This window comes from Undibacterium sp. Dicai25W (assembly GCF_049340505.1).
In the GTDB taxonomy this organism is placed as follows: Bacteria; Pseudomonadota; Gammaproteobacteria; order Burkholderiales; family Burkholderiaceae_D; genus Undibacterium; species Undibacterium jejuense.
The window spans coordinates 238,504-260,627 of record NZ_JBMPOQ010000003.1; the positions used below are offsets into that span (position 1 = coordinate 238,504).

19 protein-coding genes are annotated in these 22,124 nt (G+C 46.6%); 11 read left to right on the forward strand and 8 right to left on the reverse strand.

From position 1 onward, the window contains the following. Positions 1-236 precede the first annotated feature (236 nt). The 4 genes from prpB (at position 237) to prpF (ending at position 6,369) form a co-directional block, all read left to right on the forward strand. Positions 237-1,127, forward strand: a complete 891-nt coding sequence (prpB, locus tag ACO0KY_RS05845; RefSeq protein ID WP_423044820.1) for a methylisocitrate lyase — start codon at positions 237-239, stop codon at positions 1,125-1,127. Between the two features lie 127 nt (positions 1,128-1,254). Then, positions 1,255-2,409, forward strand: coding sequence for a bifunctional 2-methylcitrate synthase/citrate synthase (prpC, locus tag ACO0KY_RS05850; protein WP_422999047.1), 1,155 nt, complete (start codon positions 1,255-1,257; stop codon positions 2,407-2,409). A 125-nt stretch (positions 2,410-2,534) separates the two neighbouring features. After that, positions 2,535-5,129 carry a Fe/S-dependent 2-methylisocitrate dehydratase AcnD gene (gene acnD, locus ACO0KY_RS05855; RefSeq protein ID WP_186910524.1) on the forward strand — a complete coding sequence of 865 codons (2,595 nt, stop codon included), beginning with the start codon at positions 2,535-2,537 and terminating at the stop codon, positions 5,127-5,129. Between the two features lie 49 nt (positions 5,130-5,178). Beyond that, complete coding sequence (gene prpF / locus ACO0KY_RS05860; protein WP_423044821.1) at positions 5,179-6,369, forward strand: 2-methylaconitate cis-trans isomerase PrpF; 1,191 nt, start codon at positions 5,179-5,181, stop codon at positions 6,367-6,369. A gap of 98 nt (positions 6,370-6,467) precedes the next feature. Here prpF and ACO0KY_RS05865 read toward each other — a convergent pair whose 3' ends face one another. The 4 genes from ACO0KY_RS05865 to ACO0KY_RS05880 all read right to left on the reverse strand — a co-directional run bounded on the left by ACO0KY_RS05865 (position 6,468) and on the right by ACO0KY_RS05880 (position 12,021). Continuing rightward, entirely contained in the window at positions 6,468-6,995 is a 528-nt protein-coding gene (locus ACO0KY_RS05865; protein WP_423044822.1) for an NADPH-dependent FMN reductase, read from the reverse strand. A gap of 172 nt (positions 6,996-7,167) precedes the next feature. Further along, positions 7,168-8,043, reverse strand: coding sequence for an HDOD domain-containing protein (locus tag ACO0KY_RS05870; RefSeq protein ID WP_186910527.1), 876 nt, complete (start codon positions 8,041-8,043; stop codon positions 7,168-7,170). Between the two features lie 225 nt (positions 8,044-8,268). Next, on the reverse strand, positions 8,269-10,122 hold the full coding sequence (locus ACO0KY_RS05875) for a DUF885 domain-containing protein (protein WP_423044823.1): 1,854 nt from the start codon (positions 10,120-10,122) through the stop codon (positions 8,269-8,271). Between the two features lie 186 nt (positions 10,123-10,308). Beyond that, the gene (locus tag ACO0KY_RS05880) at positions 10,309-12,021 is read right to left on the reverse strand and encodes a methyl-accepting chemotaxis protein (protein ID WP_423044824.1); all 1,713 of its coding nucleotides are present in this window, start codon (positions 12,019-12,021) and stop codon (positions 10,309-10,311) included. Positions 12,022-12,197: 176 nt separating this feature from the next. Here ACO0KY_RS05880 and ACO0KY_RS05885 point away from each other — a divergent pair, with 176 nt between their 5' ends. Further along, positions 12,198-13,190, forward strand: a complete 993-nt coding sequence (locus ACO0KY_RS05885) for a fumarylacetoacetate hydrolase family protein (protein WP_423044825.1) — start codon at positions 12,198-12,200, stop codon at positions 13,188-13,190. Positions 13,191-13,327: 137 nt separating this feature from the next. Then, positions 13,328-14,494, forward strand: coding sequence for an ABC transporter substrate-binding protein (locus tag ACO0KY_RS05890; protein WP_423044826.1), 1,167 nt, complete (start codon positions 13,328-13,330; stop codon positions 14,492-14,494). Positions 14,495-14,539: 45 nt separating this feature from the next. Here the strand turns inward: ACO0KY_RS05890 and ACO0KY_RS05895 are convergent, their stop codons facing one another. Beyond that, entirely contained in the window at positions 14,540-16,795 is a 2,256-nt protein-coding gene (locus ACO0KY_RS05895; protein WP_423044827.1) for a patatin-like phospholipase family protein, read from the reverse strand. A 118-nt stretch (positions 16,796-16,913) separates the two neighbouring features. On the opposite strand from ACO0KY_RS05895, the gene ACO0KY_RS05900 reads away from it, so the two are divergent. The 4 genes from ACO0KY_RS05900 to ACO0KY_RS05915 all read left to right on the forward strand — a co-directional run bounded on the left by ACO0KY_RS05900 (position 16,914) and on the right by ACO0KY_RS05915 (position 19,713). Further along, positions 16,914-17,855, forward strand: coding sequence for a CysB family HTH-type transcriptional regulator (locus ACO0KY_RS05900; protein ID WP_423044828.1), 942 nt, complete (start codon positions 16,914-16,916; stop codon positions 17,853-17,855). Further along, positions 17,852-18,655: an HAD family hydrolase gene (locus ACO0KY_RS05905; RefSeq protein ID WP_423044829.1), complete on the forward strand. Its 804-nt coding sequence runs from the start codon at positions 17,852-17,854 to the stop codon at positions 18,653-18,655. The genes ACO0KY_RS05900 and ACO0KY_RS05905 overlap by 4 nt, the downstream gene beginning before the upstream one ends. After that, a complete protein-coding gene (locus tag ACO0KY_RS05910) occupies positions 18,648-19,301 on the forward strand; it encodes a class I SAM-dependent methyltransferase (protein ID WP_423044830.1) in 654 nt (217 codons plus the stop codon). The genes ACO0KY_RS05905 and ACO0KY_RS05910 overlap by 8 nt, the downstream gene beginning before the upstream one ends. A 115-nt stretch (positions 19,302-19,416) precedes the next feature. Then, positions 19,417-19,713, forward strand: coding sequence for an SCP2 sterol-binding domain-containing protein (locus ACO0KY_RS05915; RefSeq protein ID WP_186910536.1), 297 nt, complete (start codon positions 19,417-19,419; stop codon positions 19,711-19,713). 96 nt (positions 19,714-19,809) lie between these two features. Here the strand turns inward: ACO0KY_RS05915 and ACO0KY_RS05920 are convergent, their stop codons facing one another. Beyond that, complete coding sequence (locus tag ACO0KY_RS05920; RefSeq protein WP_186910537.1) at positions 19,810-20,148, reverse strand: hypothetical protein; 339 nt, start codon at positions 20,146-20,148, stop codon at positions 19,810-19,812. Between the two features lie 106 nt (positions 20,149-20,254). Here ACO0KY_RS05920 and ACO0KY_RS05925 point away from each other — a divergent pair, with 106 nt between their 5' ends. Next, positions 20,255-20,566 carry a 2Fe-2S iron-sulfur cluster-binding protein gene (locus tag ACO0KY_RS05925; protein ID WP_186910538.1) on the forward strand — a complete coding sequence of 104 codons (312 nt, stop codon included), beginning with the start codon at positions 20,255-20,257 and terminating at the stop codon, positions 20,564-20,566. Positions 20,567-20,572: 6 nt separating this feature from the next. Here ACO0KY_RS05925 and ACO0KY_RS05930 read toward each other — a convergent pair whose 3' ends face one another. Then, positions 20,573-21,610: a CapA family protein gene (locus tag ACO0KY_RS05930; RefSeq protein WP_186910539.1), complete on the reverse strand. Its 1,038-nt coding sequence runs from the start codon at positions 21,608-21,610 to the stop codon at positions 20,573-20,575. A 1-nt stretch (position 21,611) separates the two neighbouring features. Then, on the reverse strand, positions 21,612-22,046 hold the full coding sequence (locus ACO0KY_RS05935) for a hypothetical protein (RefSeq protein WP_186910540.1): 435 nt from the start codon (positions 22,044-22,046) through the stop codon (positions 21,612-21,614). Positions 22,047-22,124: the final 78 nt, after the last annotated feature.

A 22,124-nucleotide genomic window follows, 5' to 3' on the forward strand; every position in this document is an offset into this window, starting at 1 on the left:
TATGAAACGCTAACTGAAACATTAAGTGAAACGAAATATCCAGTTTATCCAGCTGGTAGCGTAGAGAATTTAGATATAAGTCCTTGATTTTTATAATCCCACGCCTATTCTACGGCGCAGCATGCTGTGCTTGGCACGCAGATTGCATTAAGAGCACGGAATTCTGTTCATTCATTGAGGTCAATGTTCTGAAACTGGTAGGACGAAACCTAATTAACCTGAAAGATAATCACACTATGAGCAACTACTCCGCAGGTGCTGCCTTCCGCAAGGCGATGCAAGAAGAATCTCCGTTACAAGTGGTCGGCGCGATTAATGCAAACCATGCTTTGCTGGCGAAACGCGCTGGTTTTAAAGCGATTTATTTATCTGGCGGCGGTGTGGCGGCAGGTTCGCTGGGGTTGCCAGATTTGGGCATCTCTAATCTGGATGACGTGCTGACTGATGTGCGCCGTATTACTGATGTGTGTGATTTACCTTTGTTGGTCGATGTTGACACAGGCTTTGGATCCTCCGCGTTTAATGTTGCGCGTACCGTCAAATCGATGATCAAGTTTGGCGCGGCAGCAATGCACATAGAAGATCAGGTCGGTGCAAAGCGCTGTGGACATCGCCCGGGCAAAGAAATTGTTTCTAAGCAAGAAATGGTTGATCGTATTAAAGCGGCCGTTGATGCACGTACTGACGATAACTTTGTGATCATGGCGCGCACTGACGCTTTGGCAGTCGAAGGTCTGGATGCCGCGATTGAACGCGCGCAAATGTGTGTCGAGGCGGGTGCTGACATGATTTTCCCTGAAGCGATTACGCAGCTAGATATGTACAAGCAATTCGCGAACGCCGTTAAAGTGCCTATTCTGGCTAATATTACAGAATTTGGTTCCACTCCTTTATATACCGTTGAAGAATTGAAGTCTGCTGATGTTGGTTTGGTGTTGTATCCGCTCTCAGCGTTCCGCGCCATGAACAAGGCAGCAGAAAACGTCTATACCGCGATTCGCCGTGATGGCACGCAAAAAAATGTGGTCGATACGATGCAAACCCGCATGGAATTGTATGAGCGCATTAACTATCATGATTTCGAACAAAAATTAGATGCCTTGTTTGCGCAGCAAAAAGCGAAGTAATTTTTCAGATGAACATGCTCATTGAAGAGATGTGCGTTGGCATCTTCTCTTTTGAGCGTAAATAAAGATACATCCTTGGCCTCTGAGTCTCTGTGTTGAGAGGTTTATTTAAAATTTGGAGATAGCTATGACAACCGAAACTACAAGCACATTTAAACCAAAAAAATCCGTTGCCTTGTCCGGCGTGACAGCAGGTAACACTGCTTTGTGTACCGTTGGTAAAACTGGTAACGATTTGCACTATCGTGGTTACGATATTCTTGATGTGGCGGACGCTTGCGAATTCGAAGAAATCGCCCACTTGCTGGTGCACGGTAAGTTGCCTAATGCAGCTGAACTGGCAGCTTACAAAACAACTTTAAAAGCCTTGCGCGGTTTGCCAGCAAATTTGAAAGCTGCATTGGAAACTTTGCCAGCGTCTTCGCACCCTATGGATGTGATGCGTACTGGTGTTTCCGTTCTGGGTTGCACTTTGCCAGAAAAAGATGACCATAACTTGCCTGGTGCGCGTGATATTGCAGATCGTTTGATGGCATCCCTTGGTTCTATGTTGCTGTACTGGTACCATTTCAGCCATAACGGCAAACGTATTGAAACTGAAACTGACGATGATTCTATCGGCGGTCATTTCCTGCATTTGTTACACGGTAAAAAGCCAAGCAAATCCTGGGAAAAAGCGATGCATACGTCCCTGATTTTGTACGCCGAACATGAGTTCAATGCATCCACATTCACTGGTCGCGTGATTGCTGGTACCGGCTCTGATATGCATTCCGCGATCACTGGTGCAATTGGTGCCTTGCGCGGTCCTAAACACGGTGGTGCGAACGAAGTGGCATTTGAAATTCAAAAACGTTACGACAATCCGGATGAAGCAGAAGCGGACATCAAAAAACGTGTAGAAAACAAAGAAGTGGTGATTGGCTTTGGTCACCCTGTGTACACAATCTCTGATCCACGTAATAAAGTGATCAAAGAGGTAGCGCGCAACTTGTCTGTCGAAGCTGGCTCGACCAAAATGTTTGATATCGCTGAGCGCCTGGAAACAGTGATGTGGGACATTAAAAAAATGTTCCCGAATCTGGATTGGTTCTCTGCCGTTTCTTACCACATGATGGGCGTGCCAACAGCGATGTTTACGCCGTTGTTTGTGATTGCCCGAACTTCTGGCTGGGCTGCGCACATTATCGAGCAACGTATCGACAACAAAATCATTCGTCCAAGCGCCAATTATGTCGGTCCTGAAGATTTGAAATTTGTACCGTTGAACGAACGTAAATAAGTAAAAATATCTCATCTCAACCGCAGAGCCCCTGGCGATACTAATTGACGGGTTGCCTCTGCGGTGTCATTGGTTTCTATCGTCCCCATAGTTTCCATAGCCTCATTACTCTGAGCGAGCACAATATGAACACACAATTCCGTAAGTCATTACCTGGTACTAAGCTCGATTATTTCGATGCGCGCGCCGCTGTCGAGGCGATTCAGCCAGGTGCGTTTGATACCTTGCCATATACGTCCCGCGTTTTGGCTGAAAATTTGGTACGTCGTTGCGATCCCGCGACCCTGACTGACTCTTTAAAGCAACTGATCGAACGCAAACGTGAGCTGGATTTCCCATGGTTTCCAGCGCGCGTTGTTTGTCACGATATTCTCGGTCAGACAGCGTTGGTTGATCTGGCTGGTTTGCGCGATGCCATCGCTGATCAGGGTGGGGATCCGGCGCAGGTTAATCCAGTTGTGCCAGTACAATTAATTGTTGATCATTCACTGGCCGTCGAATGTGGCGGTTTTGATCCTGATGCGTTTGAAAAGAACCGCGCGATTGAAGATCGTCGGAATGAAGATCGCTTTCACTTCATTAATTGGACTAAGCAAGCGTTTAAAAACGTTGATGTGATCCCGCCAGGCAACGGCATCATGCATCAGATCAATCTGGAACGCATGTCGCCAGTGATTCACTCACAGCAAGGCGTGGCATTTCCGGACACCTTAGTTGGTACGGATAGTCATACACCGCACGTGGATGCGCTTGGCGTGATTGCGATTGGTGTCGGCGGTCTGGAGGCAGAAAACGTCATGCTTGGTCGCGCGTCATGGATGCGTTTGCCAGACATCATTGGTGTTGAATTAAGCGGCAAGCCGCAGCCAGGTATTACCGCGACTGATGTGGTGTTGGCCATGACTGAGTTCTTGCGTAAATCCAAAGTGGTCGGTGCATACCTTGAATTTTATGGTGCTGGCGCAGCTGCATTGACCTTGGGCGACCGTGCGACGATCTCCAACATGGCACCCGAATATGGTGCAACTGCGGCGATGTTCAGCATCGATCAGCAAACTATTGATTACCTGAAATTGACAGGTCGTGAAGATGAGCAAGTGGCTTTGGTTGAAACTTATGCCAAGGTAGCTGGCTTGTGGTCTGATACTTTGTTGAAAGTAGAATACGAACGCGTATTGACGTTTGATCTGTCAACCGTCGTCAGAAATATGGCAGGCCCATCGAATCCACACGCACGTGTAGCGACGGCTGATTTGGCTGCAAAAGGCATTGCGGCCGCATGGGAAAATGTACCAGGCCAAATGCCTGACGGTGCGGTGATTATTGCGGCAATTACCAGTTGCACGAATACATCCAATCCGCGCAACGTGATCGCCGCGGCTTTGTTGGCAAGAAACGCCAATCGCCTTGGCCTGACGCGCAAACCTTGGGTCAAGTCTTCTTTAGCGCCTGGATCTAAAGCAGTCACGATGTACCTGGAAGAAGCGGGCTTGATGACTGATCTCGAAAAGCTGGGTTTTGGCGTTGTTGCCTATGCCTGCACGTCTTGCAATGGGATGTCGGGTGCTTTGGATCCGGTGATCCAGCAAGAAATTATCGATCGCGATTTGTACGCAACGGCAGTCTTGTCTGGTAACCGTAATTTTGACGGTCGTATTCATCCTTACGCAAAACAAGCTTTCCTGGCGTCGCCGCCTTTAGTGGTTGCCTATGCGATCGCTGGTACGATCCGTTTTGATATTGAAAAAGATGTGTTGGCTGTTGTTGATGGCAAAGAAATTCGTCTCAAAGATATCTGGCCTGCTGATGAAGAAATTGATGCTATCGTTAAATCCAGCGTTAAGCCAGAAATGTTCCGCAAAGTGTACGAGCCTATGTTTGCGATTCAGGCAGCATCTGCAAATACCGTGAGCCCGCTGTATGACTGGCGTCCACAAACCACCTATATTCGTCGTCCGCCATATTGGGAAGGTGCCTTGGCAGGCGAGCGTACCATGAAAGGCATGCGTCCTTTGGCGGTATTGGGCGACAACATCACGACCGATCATTTGTCACCATCGAATGCGATTATGCTCGATAGTGCTGCAGGTGAATATCTGGCGAAAATGGGCTTGCCAGAAGAAGATTTCAATTCTTACGCAACCCACCGCGGTGATCATTTGACCGCGCAACGTGCCACGTTTGCGAATCCTACGCTGAAGAATGAAATGGTGCGCGATGCTGATGGCAAGGTCAAAGCAGGCTCTTTGGCGCGTATTGAACCAGAAGGTAAGGTAACTCGCATGTGGGAAGCGATTGAAACTTACATGGAACGCAAACAGCCATTAATCATCGTCGCTGGCGCTGATTATGGCCAGGGTTCTTCACGTGATTGGGCAGCTAAAGGGGTGCGTCTGGCGGGTGTGGAAGTGATTGCAGCGGAAGGCTTTGAACGTATTCATCGCACGAATCTGATTGGCATGGGCGTATTGCCACTCGAATTTAAGCCAGGTGTGAATCGCCTGACATTAAATCTCGATGGCTCTGAAACGTATGACGTCATTGGTGAGCGTAAGCCACGTCAAGATCTGACCTTGGTTATCCATCGTAAAAATGGTGAACGAGTTGAAGTAGCAATGACCTGTCGTTTAGATACCGCTGAAGAAGCGTCGATTTACGAAGCAGGCGGCGTGTTGCAACGCTTTGCTCAGGACTTTTTAGAGTCAACCAAGGCTGCTTGATTTGGTATCGGGAACGATGTTTTCAGTTTTAAAATACGAAAGATGAAAAATGGCTCATCCAGCTCAAATTAAAATTCCTGCGACATATATTCGCGGCGGTACTAGTAAGGGTGTATTTTTCCGTTTGCAGGATTTACCGCTTGCAGCGCAGGTGCCGGGCTCTGCACGTGATGCGATGTTGTTGCGGGTAATTGGTAGTCCCGATCCTTATGGTAAGCAAATTGATGGCATGGGAGGGGCGACCTCGTCGACAAGCAAAACAGTGATTTTGTCGAAAAGCACGCGCGCAGATCACGATGTCGATTATTTGTTTGGTCAGGTAGCGATTGATAAAGCATTTGTTGACTGGAGCGGTAACTGCGGCAATTTATCTGCCGCGGTTGGTTCTTTTGCGATCAGTGCTGGTTTGGTAGAGGCAGATCGTATTCCGCAAAATGGCGTGGCCGTGGTACGGATTTGGCAATCGAACATAGGAAAAACAATTATTGCGCATGTTCCCGTCACCAATGGCGAAGTGCAGGAAACGGGCGACTTTGAACTGGATGGTGTCACTTTTCCTGCGGCCGAGGTACAACTTGAGTTTATAGATCCGGCTGCAGACGAAGAGGGGGCTGGTGGTTCTATGTTCCCGACCGGAAATCTGGTCGATGACTTAGATGTGCCAGGGGTTGGGGTATTGAAGGCAACGATGATTAATGCAGGTATTCCGACTATTTTCGTCAACGCAGAAGCGATTGGTTACACTGGCACCGAGTTGCAGGATGCGATCAATGGTGATGCTAAAGCGTTGACCATGTTTGAAACCATCCGTGCGCACGGCGCAGTACGCATGGGTTTGATCAAGCATATTGATGAAGCAGCACAACGTCAGCACACACCAAAAGTCGCGTTTGTAGCGCCTCCTGCGGATTACGTATCTTCAAGTGGTAAAGCGGTTTCTGCAATCGACGTTGATTTACTGGTTCGTGCCATGTCTATGGGTAAATTGCATCATGCCATGATGGGTACGGCAGCGGTAGCCATTGGTACCGCAGCGGCGATTCCGGGTACTTTGGTCAATCTGGCAGCGGGTGGTGGTGAGCGCACAGCAGTACGTTTTGGCCATCCCTCAGGAACGTTGCGTGTCGGTGCGGAGGCAACCCAGCTCAACGGTGAATGGGTAGTGAAAAAAGCGATCATGAGCCGCAGTGCACGGGTTCTGATGGAAGGCTGCGTAAGAATTCCTGCGGATAGTTTTTAGTTTTAGTAATAACCGAACATTTCCATCAGATATATCGCGAACATCGCTTTAATTTGGCGATGTTCGCTTTTTTTTTTGCGTAATTGCGCTTTCTTTACTTAAGCTTTCAAAGTCGCCAGTGCCGCTTGTAATTGTTGTTTTAATTCAGGATTGCTGAGTTCGCCCGTAGCTGCATCGAAGTTGCTATGGAAAGATGGGATCGATAAGCTAGCTTTTACCGTTGCACCAAAATACGGTAAAGAAGTCGTTGCGGCTTGCAACACTGATTTTGCACCGCCAGGACCAGGCGATGTTGACAGCGCAATCACTGGTTTTTCATTGAAAACCTTTTGTTGTATGCGTGAAGACCAGTCAAACAAACTCTTATACGCAGCGGTGTAAGAGCCGTTGTGTTCAGCGAATGAAATCAGGATAGCATCTGCGCCATTGATTTTTTCTAAGAAGTTTTTAGCTTGCTGCGGATGTCCGTGCTCAGCTTCGTGATCCTGGCTATAAATCGGGGCAGCAAAGTCGTTCAGATCCAAAACTTCAACTTCGGCGCCTTCGATCAGTCCTGCTGCGTGCGTGACAAGCTTTTTATTTATAGATTGGCGACTGTTTGATGCTGCAAATGCAATGATTTTCATGAGCTTTCTTTCTGTTGCTATGTTGCGTTGAAATGATTGATATCTGACATTTCTGTCAGTACCTATCATATCTGGCTATTATGGCAAGTAGAAGAATGCCCCTGAAAAAATAGGGTCTTTCTTTTCTACGCTAATTAGCAGTACTACATACTCATTAGCTGCATTAGCTGCATTAGCTCATCAATGCAGCTGTTAGTGCGCGAAGTTCTTCGTCAGATTCTTCAAGTATGCTGTTCAGCGTTCCATCACCAACGACAAAATCAATTTCTGAACTGAAACGTTCTGATTCAGAATAAGAATTGAAATCCAGTGGAGATTGTGTGCTTGCCAGTTCATTTGCTAATAATATCGTGTCACCTAAGGTTTCTGGGGGCATCGCACGTAAGCCAAACCACATTGCTTCCAAGGCCTCAATGACGGGAACGGGTACATACAGATTCTTAATGACGGCACGTCCGATCACTGCTTCTGTTGATTCTAAGTCAATAATAGTGTCCGAAAATTCAGGTAATTGTTCATCTTCGTCAAAAGAAGAGTCTTGCTCTAACAACGATGGAAATTCTTCGGCTCGTGATAACAGGTAAAAGTTTCCTACTTCATGAACGATGCCGATAAACATCGCAGTGTCTGCGTCCAATTTTGTAATACGGCGTGCAATGACTTGCGATAGCGCGGCAACTTGTGCAGTATGTTCCCACAACTTATTGGTGATGTTTCTGATGTTGCGATCTTTACTCGTGCCTGCTAACTGCCTGACGATCACTGTAGCTACAACCGCGCGGAGAGACCGAAAGCCAAGTCGATTAATGGCAGCTTTGACATTGGTGACATCGCTACCCCGGTTATAGGCGGCTGAATTGGCAATGGCCACCACGCGCGCTGCAAGCAAGGGCTCATTCATAATGAGCTTGGTTGCGATGTCTACTGCGCAATCAGGGTCATCTAATGCTTGCTGAATTTTGAGCGATGCAGCGACATTGGTCGGAAATACCAAATCGCCTCGGTTTGCCTGTTCGACTATGCTTTTGAGCGCTTTAGATCTGTTCATTGCAGAGGTCTGTCTAAGTTGGGTTAAGCATCGCTGAGGTTCTGTGCATTTTTTCTAAGAACCCCTCTCGAAGAAAATGTGTCCCTTCGTTGCTCACTGCACATTCTGAAAAAGAAAAATAGTCCGCTTTAATGCATCTACTTTAAAGAATGAGCCTGACTGTTTCATTTTGCTCGACTTAACCTATAAGGTCAATCGAGCATCAATATAAATTAAATCAGAAGCTTATTTTGTGGATTGTTGTTGTTCGGCAATCCATTTCAACATTTTAGTCTCAAGTAAAGATAATGGAAGGGTACCATCACTAAGAATTGCATCATGGAAATGACGCAAGTCAAATTTGTTGCCCAAAGCTGCTTCTGCCTTATGGCGTAGTTCCATTATCTTCAGCGAACCGATCTTGTAACCAAGTGCCTGTCCTGGCCATGCCATGTAGCGTTCTATGCATTGGCGAGACACGGCTTCACTGTAGCCCAGTGTCTCTTGTAAATACTGAATACCTTGTTCACGGGTCCATCCCTTGGCGTGCATGCCAGTGTCGACCACGAGGCGGGTTGCGCGTAGCATTTCATCACTCAAATGACCGTAATAGGCGCTTGGGTCATTTTGGTAAATACCCATATCTGTTCCAAGGGTCTCGGCGTAGAGTGCCCAACCCTCAGTGTAGGCGTTATTGCCACCAACTTTGCGGAATTTTGGCACGTCCAATTCTTGCAAGGTCGCCAGATGGAAGTGATGTCCTGGTTGTCCCTCATGCAAGAACAGCGTTTTCATACCAGTCGTTGCATAATCAGCGGGATTGTTAATGACGGCCCAGAACACACCCGGGCGGGAACCATCAATGGCTGGCGCTGAATAATGGTCTGATGCGGTTTCACGGCTGATTTCGGGCTCAGGGCGTATATCTAAGGGAGCCTTGGGAATGCGACCGAATAATTCCGGTAGCTTCTGACGAACCTGGGCGTCAATTGCGCGGTAGGCGTCAAGAACTTCTTTTTCGGTTTTAAATGGACGATACTGTGTTTGCTGCTCCATCCAGGCTGGCAAGCCTTTTGCGTCGCCACTATAACCAAGGCGTGGACCGAGCGTGACATATTCGCTTTGAATGCGGGCGACTTCTTTAAGGCCAATTGCGTGAATTTGCTCTGGCGTCAGTTGCGTGGTTGTCTGATCTTGTACCCATGCCTTGTACCATTGGTCGCCATTTGGCAGTGCTCCCCAGCCAGTGCTGGTGCGGGCGGCAGGCAGGTATTCATTGTTAAGGAATTCGTTAAACTTGCGTAAAGCTGGCAAGGCGAGTTGTTCGATAGCATTGCGATATTGTTCTCTAAGACGTGTTTTGTCTTTTTCAGTGAAGCTTTTTGGGAAATTTTTGATTGGTAGGTAATAAGCCTGATCTTCGGCTTTGTCTGCCAGTAGTTGCTTGTATTGTGGAAGTGTTGAAATCACCAACGCTTTTGGTAAAACAATCCCGCGACGCATACCAACACGCATGTTGATCGTTGCTTGCTTTAGCCACGCAGGTAGTTGTTTCAGGCGATTTAAATATGCTTCATAGTTGGCTACGGTGTTGAGTGACTGCGCACTTTGTCCACTGGCAAACTGTGCTAGTGTTAAAGGAATACTATCCATTTGATTGATAGGCATCAGTATGTCGTCAAACTTTGCCATCTCGATGGCACCTTCGACTTCATGCTTAAGACAATCGTAGGTTACTTTGTCATTAGCGCTCAAACTTCCGTAATTGATCTGGCTTAATTGTTTTGCGATATGTCGCAAAACAAAGGTGTGTTTGGCTTTAACCGCTGGATTCAATGTTTGTGGAAGGCGGTCATCGTAACGATTATCTCCATTGTAGGTAGACGAAATGGGCTCAAATTCGGATTGCTGGTCGTAATAGTAGGCAGCTAGTTTGAGTAACTCCTGGCTGTTTGCCTGAGAAGTGGTATGAGAGCTCGCTTTGTTCGATAATTCTGATGTCGCATAAGCCTCCAACTGTACACCCGCATTCAGTATTAAGCTTAATACTAGTGGACTAAAGAGTGTAATTACAGGGCGAAGACGGCCAGGTTTGCTCATTGCTTGTTCCGTAAAATAAGATGGTGCCATGTCGCGGCAAAAAGTGTGGCGCTATTTTACGCGAGACGGACTAAAAATGGATGTCGTTGTAAAGTGTGCCATGGCGCATAGCACAGTGCAGCGATTGCACTGTGCCGATGTGTAGTGAAAGAGGGGGGGGCGTTGAGGTCAGTTTTTGATAAAGAATTAAAACTCTTCCCAATCATTGCCTTCAGGTGCAGCTTGTTTGACATTGGATTTGTTGCTTAATTGCGGGTTGCTGGCAGCCTTTTTATGATTCACCGATTTAACAGGTGCTTTTTTTGTTAGTGTTCCGGTGTTGTTATTTGGACGATTTGCTGGCGTTTGCAATATATTGGTGAGCTTAAAGATGCTGACTGCCTGTGCAAGAGCACTGGCTTGCTCTTGCATGCTTTCTGCGGCGGCTGCTGCTTGTTCAACGAGAGCTGCATTTTGTTGTGTCATCTCATCCATCTCGGCAATGGCAAGATTGACTTGTTCAATACCTGCGCTTTGCTCCTGGCTTGCCGCCGTTATTTCACTCATGATATCGGCAACATGTTTAATTGATGTCACAATTTCTTCCATCGTAACGCCAGCCTGACCGACCAATTCATTACCAAAATTCACTTTTTCGACAGAATCATCAATCAAACCTTTAATTTCTTTTGCTGCGCTGGCGCTGCGTTGAGCCAGATTGCGCACTTCGGTAGCAACGACCGCAAAGCCACGTCCTTGCTCCCCAGCACGGGCGGCTTCTACGGCGGCGTTCAAGGCCAGAATATTAGTCTGGAATGCAATGCTGTCAATAACGCCGATGATATCAACGATTTTTCCCGAGCTATCTTTAATTGAGCCCATCGTCGTTACTACCTGGCCTACTATGCTGCCGCCTTTGATTGCTACGTCGGATGCAGAGATCGCAAGCTGATTAGCGGTCTTTGCATTGTCTGCATTTTGCTTGACAGTAGAGGTCAGTTCTTCCATAGAGGAAGCGGTTTCTTCGAGAGAGCTGGCTTGATTTTCTGTTCTGGAAGAGAGATCTGCGTTACCGGCAGCAATTTCTCCGGATGCAGTGGAAATCATTTCAGTACTTCTGTGTACCTGGCTGATAGTCATGACCAGATTATTATTCATATCTGCCAGGGCGCTAAGCAGCTGTCCGGTTTCATCAGATGAGTTGACTTGAATTTTTCCGGTCAGGTCGCCGTCTGCTACTTTTTTTGCAACAGATACTGCAGCGTCCAGGGGGCGTGTGATTGAGCGCGCAATCCAAACTGCAAATGCACTGCTGATTGCCAAGGCTGCCAAACCTAAAATCAACATCAGGTTGCGTGAAAAGCTGATATTACTCTTAATCTGATTGCCATTTTCTGTCATCGCAGCTTTTTGGATATCGCACAGATGGGCAATGTCGTTTAATGCTTGCCTTAGAGCTGGGAAAGTCGTGCTCTGCATCATGGCTGTCGCATCATCTTTTTGATCTAATTCGATGAGGTCAGCCGTTTTGCTAAATGCCGTGACAAAACCTGTCATTGAGGTTTTGAGCTTTTCCAGGGATTTTTTCTCTTCGTCGGTCTGTGCTAATTGGCCGATTGTTTCGAGAAGTTCATTGATTTTCTTTTTGTTGGTATCAATCGCTGTATATAATTTTGTGCGTCCGTTTTGATCCGAAGTTAAGATCATCTCGAGGGTGCGACTGCCATTTTCCTGTATCAGGGAGGCGATTTCCAATCCGCTGGCAACGCTAACCGCATTGTTGTCAAGGATTTCCTGGCTACGACGCGATATTTCGTTGAGTCGGACAATACTGACGATAACCATGATGAGCATAATGATTAAGGTAAGACTAAATCCTATGCTGAGTCGTTTGCCAATTTTAAGATTATTGAAATTCATAGTAATTTGCCTTCTGTCGTAGATGTAAAACCCGTTGAATCTGTCGCTTATATCTCAAATGTAGCCAATAAATCAGGTAATGAATCCATAGTCGAAGTATCAGCATCAAACTTTACAGTGAAATTCAAACTTCTGTTCATGTAAAATCATCAAGCGCTCGAAAAATAAGGAAATGTATGAAGCTTGCAACTTTAAAAGATGGATCACGCGATGGTCAGTTGATCGTGGTCTCCCGTGACTTGAAGACCGCATGTATTGCCAATGGTATTGCGCCAAGCTTGCAGCGCGCCTTAGATGACTGGAACTTTATTGCTCCTCAATTGGATGAATTATATACGCGTCTGAATGCTGGCCGTGCGGTCAATAGTTTTGATTTTGTCGCTGAAAAATGTATGGCACCTTTGCCAAGGGCATATCAATGGGCAGATGGTTCATCCTATGTGAATCACGTAGAGTTGGTGCGAAAGGCACGCAATGCTGAAATGCCCGAGAGTTTTTGGCATGATCCCTTGATGTATCAGGGAGGGAGTGACGATTTTATTGGTCCCTGTGACGACATTGTGTTGGCGTCTGAGGAGTGGGGTATTGATTTTGAAAGTGAAATCGCTGTCATTACTGGTGATATCCCAATGGGCGAGAAAGTGCAGTATGCCGGTGAACATATTCGTTTGCTGATGTTGGTCAACGATGTTTCGCTGAGAAATTTGATTCCGTCAGAATTGGCAAAGGGATTTGGCTTCTTCCAATCGAAACCCGCTTCCAGCTTTTCGCCCGTGGCGGTAACGCCGGACGAGTTAGGCGAGTTTTGGAAAGACGGTAAAGTTCATTTGCCACTGCGCTCGACTTGGAACGGCAATCTGGTTGGGCAGCCAAATGCCGGTGTTGATATGGTGTTTTCATTTCCGCAATTGATTACGCATTTATGCAAAACTCGCAACGCGCGCGCTGGCACCATTATCGGTTCTGGCACCGTGTCCAATAAGGATGCGAGCAAAGGTTTTAGTTGCATTGCTGAAAAACGTGCTCTGGAAATGATCGCGACGGGTGAGTCTGTAACGCCGTTCATGCGCTTTGGTGACACGATCAAAATTGAGATGCTCGATAAAAATGGCAAATCGATTTTTGGCGCGATTGAGCAGAGTGTTGTTGAGACCGACTCCGCAAATTAATTAAACCATAACTTCGTTGCCGCTTGGCTTTAGCGGCACGAACGTCGCTTGAGTATTTGCGATCATGATTAATGAATTGTTCGACATATTTGCGAATTAAGTCGCCGTCAAAATGCCTTTTTTTCGGAGCCGTTTAGATGCTTAAGATGTCTCGTCAGGTTGTTTTTTTGCCGCTAGTTTTCGTCAGTACATCCGTGTTGGCGCAAATTAAAGTCGGTGTTGACGCGTCCATGACAGGCGCGGCGGCTTCCATTGGTTCCTCATCAAAAAAAGCGGTTTTACTTTGGCCTAAAGAAATTGCCGGCCAGAAGCTTGAGTACATCATGCTGGATGATGCCAGCGATCCTGGTAATGCAGTTCGCAATGCACACAAGCTGATCAATGAAAATAAGGTCGATGTCATTGTTGGTCCTAATTTGACTTCTGCGTCTTTGGCAATGCTTGACAGTCTCGCTGAAAGTTCTACACCTATGATTACCTTGGCCGCTGCTGCTTCTATCGTTTCTCCCATGGACGAGAAACGAAAATGGGTTTTCAAAATGCCGCAAAACGATAGTCATATGGCATCATTACTAACGCAAAATATGGCAGAGCGAGGTTATAGGCGTATTGCTTTTATTGGTTTCGCTGATGCGTATGGCGAGAGTTGGGCGAATGAATTTTCTAAATTTGCGGAGCTCAGAAAAATCAGTATTGTTGCCAATGAGCGTTATGCAAGAACAGATACCAGTGTAACCGCACAGATTTTAAAAATTATGACAAGTAAGCCGGATGCCGTTTTAATTGCCGGATCGGGTACGCCAGCAGTCTTGCCGCAAAAGACCTTGAAAGAGCGCGGTTACTCAGGACAGATTTATCAGACGCACGGTATTGCGAGTCAGGAATTTTTAAACCTTGGTGGTAAGGATGTTGAAGGAACCTTATTTCCAACTGGGCCAGCGGTTGTTGCGTCGCAATTGCCAGCAAGTAATCAGGTAAAGAAAGTAGCGCTGGATTTTTCGAGCCAATTCCAGGCTGCTTATGCGAATGAGCATAGTGTGAACGGTCTGAATCAGTTTGCTGCTGACGCTTGGGGTGCCTACATGCTGATGGCACGGGCAATCCCTGATGCCATTAAGTTGGCGCATCCCGGAACCAAAGAGTTCAGGATTGCATTGAGAAATGCGGTTGAAAATACGCATGATTTAGTCGTTCCACAAGGTGTCGTCAATATGTCGGTAACAGATCATGTTGGACTCGATCAGCGTTCGCGAGTGATGGCGCGGATACAGAATGGAAAGTTTGTGTATTTGAGCGGTGGCTAAGCTATCTGACATGTGATAGCTTAGCCACCAAGGTACACAACCTGGTTATTGTCGGCCCATCTGGAAAAACACACTTTTCGCGCCACCTTGACCCACTGCAAAACCCAAGTAAATCGGTCCCATAAAGCTATTAAATCCAGCAAACAGACTCAGACTTTTTCGTAAAGAAGGAATCGAGATATCTTTGCCTGTATCCCAGACATTGCCAGCTTCGAATGATGATCCCAGGAACAGACTTTGGCCCGCCATTTCAAAATTCACTGCACGCAATAAATAAGTGGCACTACCGTAAAGCATGTAGTTTCCACTGAACTGATCCTGTTGATAAGCCGATAGTTTTTGGAACCCGCCTAAGGTTGAGCCTATGCCTTGCAATGCGGTGCTTGACTGAAATAGGCCGGCGGCGCTCAATTTTAAATTAACACTGTGGCTACCGAAACTTTTCGCCCACTCCGATGTGAACGACGTTTCCTGATAATTGTGGTCACTCTTATTTAAACCAAAAAACACATTGCCAGCGACTTTGTAGCCATCCCTTGGAAAGCTAGGGTCACTCAATTGGTCAATGACAATCGATGTTTTGATACCTAATTGTTGCAAGCTACCAGATGGCAAATTGATGTTCGTCAGTGAATTATCGGAATTGAGCAGGTAACCACCTAGTTTGGGATGTATGTTGTACCGATTGTAGTTAATGCCTATTCGAGCCTCTCCTAGTTTACTTTCATCGCCAAGTCTGAATGCTATGTCTGTACCGGCTTTTTCGGAGCGTAAATCGTATTCTGCAACGCGCGTATTGTCCACGTATTGATTAACCGTCGTGTCGTTAAATTCGATATATGGCGAGATAAACATACCCTCGCGCTCAAACAGCGGTTGCCGCAATTCGGTATGTAATCTGGTTTCATTTCCAAAAGTGGCATCTGTTCGCCATTCTAGCCCGCTCTCGTTTAACCATGGGCGTCGATGACCGACTTGCAAGCGAAATCCTCCGGCACCATCGAAGCCACTGGATAAATTTAGGCCAAATCGTAAAAAATGCGGGCCCCAATTACGGCCTCGCGCGTCCACTCGCACACCATATTCATTGTCGCGTTGTACTAGCTCATGGCTGATGCTATCAAATTCGCGGGCGTTATTTAAAATGGCCAGCTTTCGATTAATCTCATCAGCGTTGTAGATGCTGCCGATTGGTATTCGTAATTGTCGTCGGATATCAACTGATGGAATTTGACTATTGTTATCTATATCGACAAAGCCTATTGTTATCGGCGGTAATTGCGGATGGGTACGCATATGTTGCGCGCTGACAAATACCGCGGTCGGTAAGGATAGAGCTTGCAATTGTGTCCGCATTTTTTCTGCAGCCTTCTCACCAATCAATGTGGCTTCTTCGGAGCGCCCAAAGTCCATAAAGCCGATGTTGCCCAGATCCGGTTCAATCAGAATATCCTGCCGCTGGAGTAAGGCTTTTTGTGCTTGTACATTTTGTTCAGTCAAGATGTTAACCATTTGCTGACTGACGTTGAATAAAGTTTGTAGCTTATCTCTCGGAAGTAAAGGTGTTCCAATATTGACTGCAATAACGACGTCTGCCCCCATACTGCGAGCGATATCGACAGGCAGATTGCGTACCAGTCCACCATCGGACAGCAGGCGTCCGTCTATCTCTGTTGGCGCGAATACGCCGGGCGCGGCCATGCTGGCACGTATTGCTTTATGTATCGAGCCTTTGTTGAAGACCACCATTTCACCTGTCTCGAGGTCGGTTGCTACTGCGCGAAATGGAATTGGCAATTGATCAAAATTGATGTCCGAAGGTAAATGGGCGGTCCAATTTTGAATTAATTCTTGAAATTGGCTCGCTTGAACGACGCCAGCTGGGAGGCGTACGCCATTTTCACTCAAGCCTAAAGTGGCGCCTAACGGGTACCGATCATCATCTTCTCTGACCGATTGGGGCAATGATCGACGTTCCACACGATCAAGTGCTATATCGTTGAGTTTTAGATTCTGCAATTTTTGCTCGATGTCAGAGGCTGAAAGACCAGAGGCATATAAACCACCAATAACCGCTCCCATGCTTGTGCCAGCGATACAGTCGATGGGAATGTGCATGGCTTCCAGTTGTTTAAGTACCCCAATGTGGGCAAACCCGCGTGCACCGCCGCCAGAGAGGACGACACAGACCTTGAGTGGTTTGGTTTGCGTTTGCGGTGGGTTCAGTGTTTCCGCTCTTGCAGTAAAAACATATGAAAATAATATGAAAACAGTCAAAATCTTGAAAAAACTGCTTTTCATGTGACGGTATTTGTGATTGAGCATAGAATTCTTGTCGTGGTCTCTATATACTGCTATATGTATATCAACTAAGCTTTACCGAAGTTTAATGGTATAAGCCAATTTACTCTCGCTACCTATGAACCTACATCAATTACGCTTTGTCCGGGAAGCTGTCAGGCAGAATTTTAATCTGACTGAGGCCGCAAAAGCTTTATTTACTTCACAACCTGGTGTTTCTAAGGCAATTATTGAGTTGGAGGAGGAATTAGGGGTCGATATTTTCACCCGACACGGCAAGCGTATCCGTGGGCTGACCGAACCTGGGCGTGCCGTTTTGAAGTCGGTTGAACTGATTATGCAGGAAATTGATGGTTTAAAACGCATTGGTAAAGAATATGCGGCGCAAGATAGCGGTAGTTTTACCATTGCTACGACGCACACCCAGGCGCGCTATGCCTTGCCTAAGGTAGTGCAGGCGTTTATGCTGAAGTACCCCAAGGTGCGACTGTCTCTGTTGCAAGGAAATCCTAAACAAATCGCTGAAATGGTAATGCGCGACCAGGCGGATCTGGTGATTGCGACTGAATCAATTTCCGGCTTTGATGGTTTGATTTCACTTCCTTGTTATCAGTGGGAGCATGTGGTTGTAGTACCTGTAGATCATCCTTTGTTGAAGTTAAAAAATATCACACTGGAAGAAATTGCCCACTATCCATTGGTGACGTATGACGCGGCTTTTGCCGGGAGAAGTAAAATTGATCATGCGTTTCAGGTTCGTAATTTGAAGCCAGATATTTTGTTAGAGGCGATAGATGCAGATGTCATTAAAACCTATGTTGAACTGGGTATGGGAATTGGTATCATTGCAGGAATGGCTTTTGACGCTGAGCGTGATAAAAATTTACGCGCTATTCCGGTCGGACATTTATTTGGTATGAACGTGTCGCGCGTTGCAATTAAACAAGGGGCGTATTTGCGTAGTTACATCTACACCTTTATTGAACTCTTGAATCCTACCCTGAATCGCAAGATGGTTGATAGTGCTTTGCAAGGTAACAAAGATAATTACGATTTATGAGCATGCAGCGTTTGCGTGATTGGCCGCTGACTGAGCGTCGCCGACTGAAAGTCATCCTGACCGATATTGACGATACGTTGACAACAGCAGGTAAGCTGAGCGCAGCAACGCTGCAAGTGTTGGATAGAGCCAAGCAGGCTGGTTGGTTGCGGATTGCCGTGACCGGCAGACCGACTTTCTGGACTTTACCCTTACTGCGTTTGTGTAATTTTGATGCGGTAATTGCCGAGAATGGGGCGAGCGCATTCTGGCTTGATGAAGCAGGCAAACAGCAAGCAATGTTTTATGCGGAAGCAGAGCTTCGTCAGCAACATCGTCAACAGTTGGAGCAATTTGCGGTGATATTGCAAGCGCGTTTTCCAGAGGTGAAAGTTGCATCTGATGCACCTCAGCGCATCGGTGACCTGGCGTTTGATATAGGCGAAGAAATAACGCCTTTACCATTAGCCAGAACGGCAGAAATTGCGGACTTCATACGAGAGCACGGTTTGTATGCAACGACCAGTAGTATCCATGCGCATGCATCTGTTATGCATTTTTCTAAGCAGACCATGACGCAGAAATTGTTGGCGGAAGTGTTTGATATTGCAGATCATCACGCGCGTGAATGCTGTGTGTTTGTCGGCGACTCGCCAAACGATGCGAGTATGTTTGCCCATTATCCATGGTCGGTGGGCGTGGCCAATGTGAAAAAATACCTAGACAGATTTGATGCACATCCGCTCTATGTTACCGAACAAGCGTGTGGTGCCGGATTTGTCGAATTGATTAACTTTTTATTAGATGAAGAAAATGACTGAAGAAACGATGCGCGAATATTATGCTCAACGCGCGCAAACCCTGGAGCAAGTGTATCAACGACCAGAACGTCAGGCAGATTTGCAAGAGATGCAGCAACGCGTCTGCGAATTGCTGAAGAATCATAAAGTACTGGAAGTCGCTTGCGGCACAGGTTATTGGACTGAGAAATTTGCGCCACATGCGCAATCGGTGTACGCGACAGACATCAATCAACCTATGCTTGACTTGGCGCAAGCTAAAAACTATCCGGATGTCAAACCTGAATTTGCACTGGCAAACATTTATGATTTGCCAGATGCCAAAGAGGGGCAATATTCAGCTTGCTTTGCAGGATTTTTTTGGTCACATGTGAAGCGCGAAGAACAAGCCGCCCTGTTGGCAAAGTTAAGTAAGGGTGCGGGTAAGGGGAGTTTGTTGGTACTGATGGATAATAATTATATTGAAGGTAGCAGTACCCCTATTGCCCGTACAGATGCAGAAGGAAATACCTTTCAGTTTCGCATACGCGCCGATGGTGAACGGGTTTTGATCGTCAAAAATTTCCCGACTGATAGTGCTTTGCGTAAAAAATTCGGTCCATTGGTCAGAGATATCAGGGTGGTGCGGAACGAACATTACTGGTTATTGACCTGTATTCTGAAGTAAGTTGAGCTCAGTTTAATTGGTAATTTATTTTTAATCCTAGGCGTCTAGTATTGTTCCTCGAAACCGAGACGTGCTACATTGCTTGGGTTTTTAAACTTGGATAGAAGGAGTAGACATGGATTTACAAACATGCACAGAGACAATTCGCACTAAAGTTGGTGATGATAGCGGTTTGAATGCCACCCTGAAATTTGATTGTGGTAGTGATGGCGTGGTTTTTGTCGATGCGACAGCGACGCCAAACACGGTATCCAATGAAAATAAAGAAGCTTCCTGCACAATTACCATTTCTTTGGAAAACTTGGCAGCTTTGTTGAAGGGTGAATTGAACCCTATGAATGGATTTATGATGGGCAAGTTGAAAGTCGCTGGCGATATGGGCGTCGCAATGCGCTTGCAAACAGTAGTCTAAGAACTTGTTACTTCAAGCCAGAATTCAAATCTGAATTCTAAAGCCGGAAAAAAACCGCAGAAATCTATCGATGCTGCGGTTTTTTATTGGAAAATGCTAAACCAGCGACATCGCGCCAACAATCAATGCAGAGGTGCCATCCGGGTATAGTGCATCAAAGCAACGGGTGCATGAATTGCAGAATAAATGCGAACGTTTGACGTGTTTGTAACGTAAGACCAATTGCAATTGTACCGTGATACAGTAAGGGCAATGTTCGCGCATCTTGCCTACCGATTGCACATCTTCAGCATAAAATCCGCCGTCTACAATGGCTCCATCGACCACATCTCTGGGGTCTACTTCTAGCAGGGTGAATTCTGGTGCGCGTTGATTTCTGCGTTCGCTGGAGAAGTGTGGCTGTGCTTGTATCACAGTGCTGCTAACATGATTCATGTTGAACTCCTGAAATGTTACTTGCGCCCTGACTTTGAGAATAATCCGGAGGCGCACCTCAATTTAGTAAAATTCGGATGGAATAACAAGGGATGCTTTGAAACTCATGGAACAAAGTAATAATGCTAAGGAATTACTTGTGCTGCCGCAAAGGTGGTCCTGCCAGATTCCTTCGGGGCAAACTATATTAGAGGCTGCGTTGAACGCAGGCATACGCTTACCGAGCTCGTGCCGAAACGGTGTCTGCCGCGCTTGTATGTGTAAGTTGCTTGAGGGAACGATTCAATATCGTATTGAATGGCCGGGCTTAAGTGCGGAAGAGAAAGCAGAAACCTGGATTTTGCCTTGTGTAGCGGAAGCGAACGGACACCTGGTCATTCAGGCGCCGCTTGCCATTAATGAGTTGGATGCGGATTAATGTCGATTAATGCGGAATAAATCGTGTTTCCGCATTGCTACACTGTTGTATTGCCTCACCCTTGCCATGCCAGCATGGCGTCATAGCCTCTTTGTCGGGGTAGGGAATCCCGTCATCGTTGAGTCTTGCCAGGCGTGTATCCCATGCATTAACGCCCGAAGTGCTCACCTCTAGCCTCACTATCCAACCACGGGTTTGTGGTTCATTATCAAGCGAATCGATCATGAAGTTACCAATGCTGTATATGATAGGTTTGCCTTTATATTGTTCGGTATCCTGAGTTACATGCGGATGTCCGCCTATCACTGCGTCGGCGCCCGCATCAATCATGAGATGAGCAAGCTGGTGTTGCCGCTCTCCGGATAATGGTTCATTTTCCCAGCCCCAATGCATGAATGGAATAACTACGTCGGCATGGTAGGTGAGGCGGGCATTTTTAATATCGCGGACCACCTGTTCATCGTCTTCACTCCAGGCGACGCCAGCTTCCGTTGCTGTTGCTTCAAAACTGCGCGGCATGAATTCGTCGTAACCTAATAGGGCGATCCTGATTCCTTTGCGTTCAAGTATCAGTGGCTTATGCGCTGCTTTTAAATTTCTGCCACCGCCAAAATAGGAGAATTTTTGTTGTTCTAAATGCCCTAACATTTCTGTGAAAGCGGCGCGACCAAAGTCTCCTGAATGATTGTTGGCGAGTGACACGGCATCAAAATGCTGATGAATCGTTGGTAGGGCGATGGGATTGCCGCGAAAAGTAAAAATTTTCTCCGCTTTGTCACCCGTTGTTGCAACTACACACTCCAAATTGCCAATACGGATATCAGTGCTCGCTAAGATGGCAGAATAAGCCTCTAGAGGATCTTTTTTTTCTGCGATCCACTGCGCTGGCACTCCGTCTAGAACAATGTCTCCAGCGAATAACATGCTGACTGTAGGTTTTGGTGTTTCGGCGCTGATGGCGAGGGTTGTGTTGCTTGTGACAATAAAACTTGAAACGATGACCAGTAGTCGTGCGGTTTGTTGCAGTGTTGAGGTAAGTTTCATATTATTTGTCCTGCAAAGTGCAATGATATTGTAGCTCGCGCTCTAGTGGCCCTGCATATAGGCGATTGAATGGTGTTAAGACAGATTCTTCGTTGCGTCGTTGAAAAGGCGGGTAATAACTTGCTTCGTGGATGGGGACGTCGCCGTGCGAGGTTTGAAAGTAAGCGTAAATTTTGATGTAGTTAATGGCATTCTGCTCGCCGTTCATTTCCATCTTTAATTTAAAGCGGCCACCGATATCAACTGGTTCAATTTGATAGGGATTGTCGGAGGGGTGCGCTTCGATAATCTGTGTCTCTCCCGCATATGTGGCGTAACAGCGCAGAAGTGGCGCGGCCTGTGCCGTACTTTGTAGGCCTGCAACACTCAAGGCTCCAAATAAGAGAAAATTCTTGATGGCAAAATTGAAGATTGCTTTTGATAAAGGAATTTGCATACTCGTACACGCGAGAAAATGTGGGTGCCGTATCATAACGCCAACTCAGTCTTCTATATGTTGGGTTTGTGAGAAATT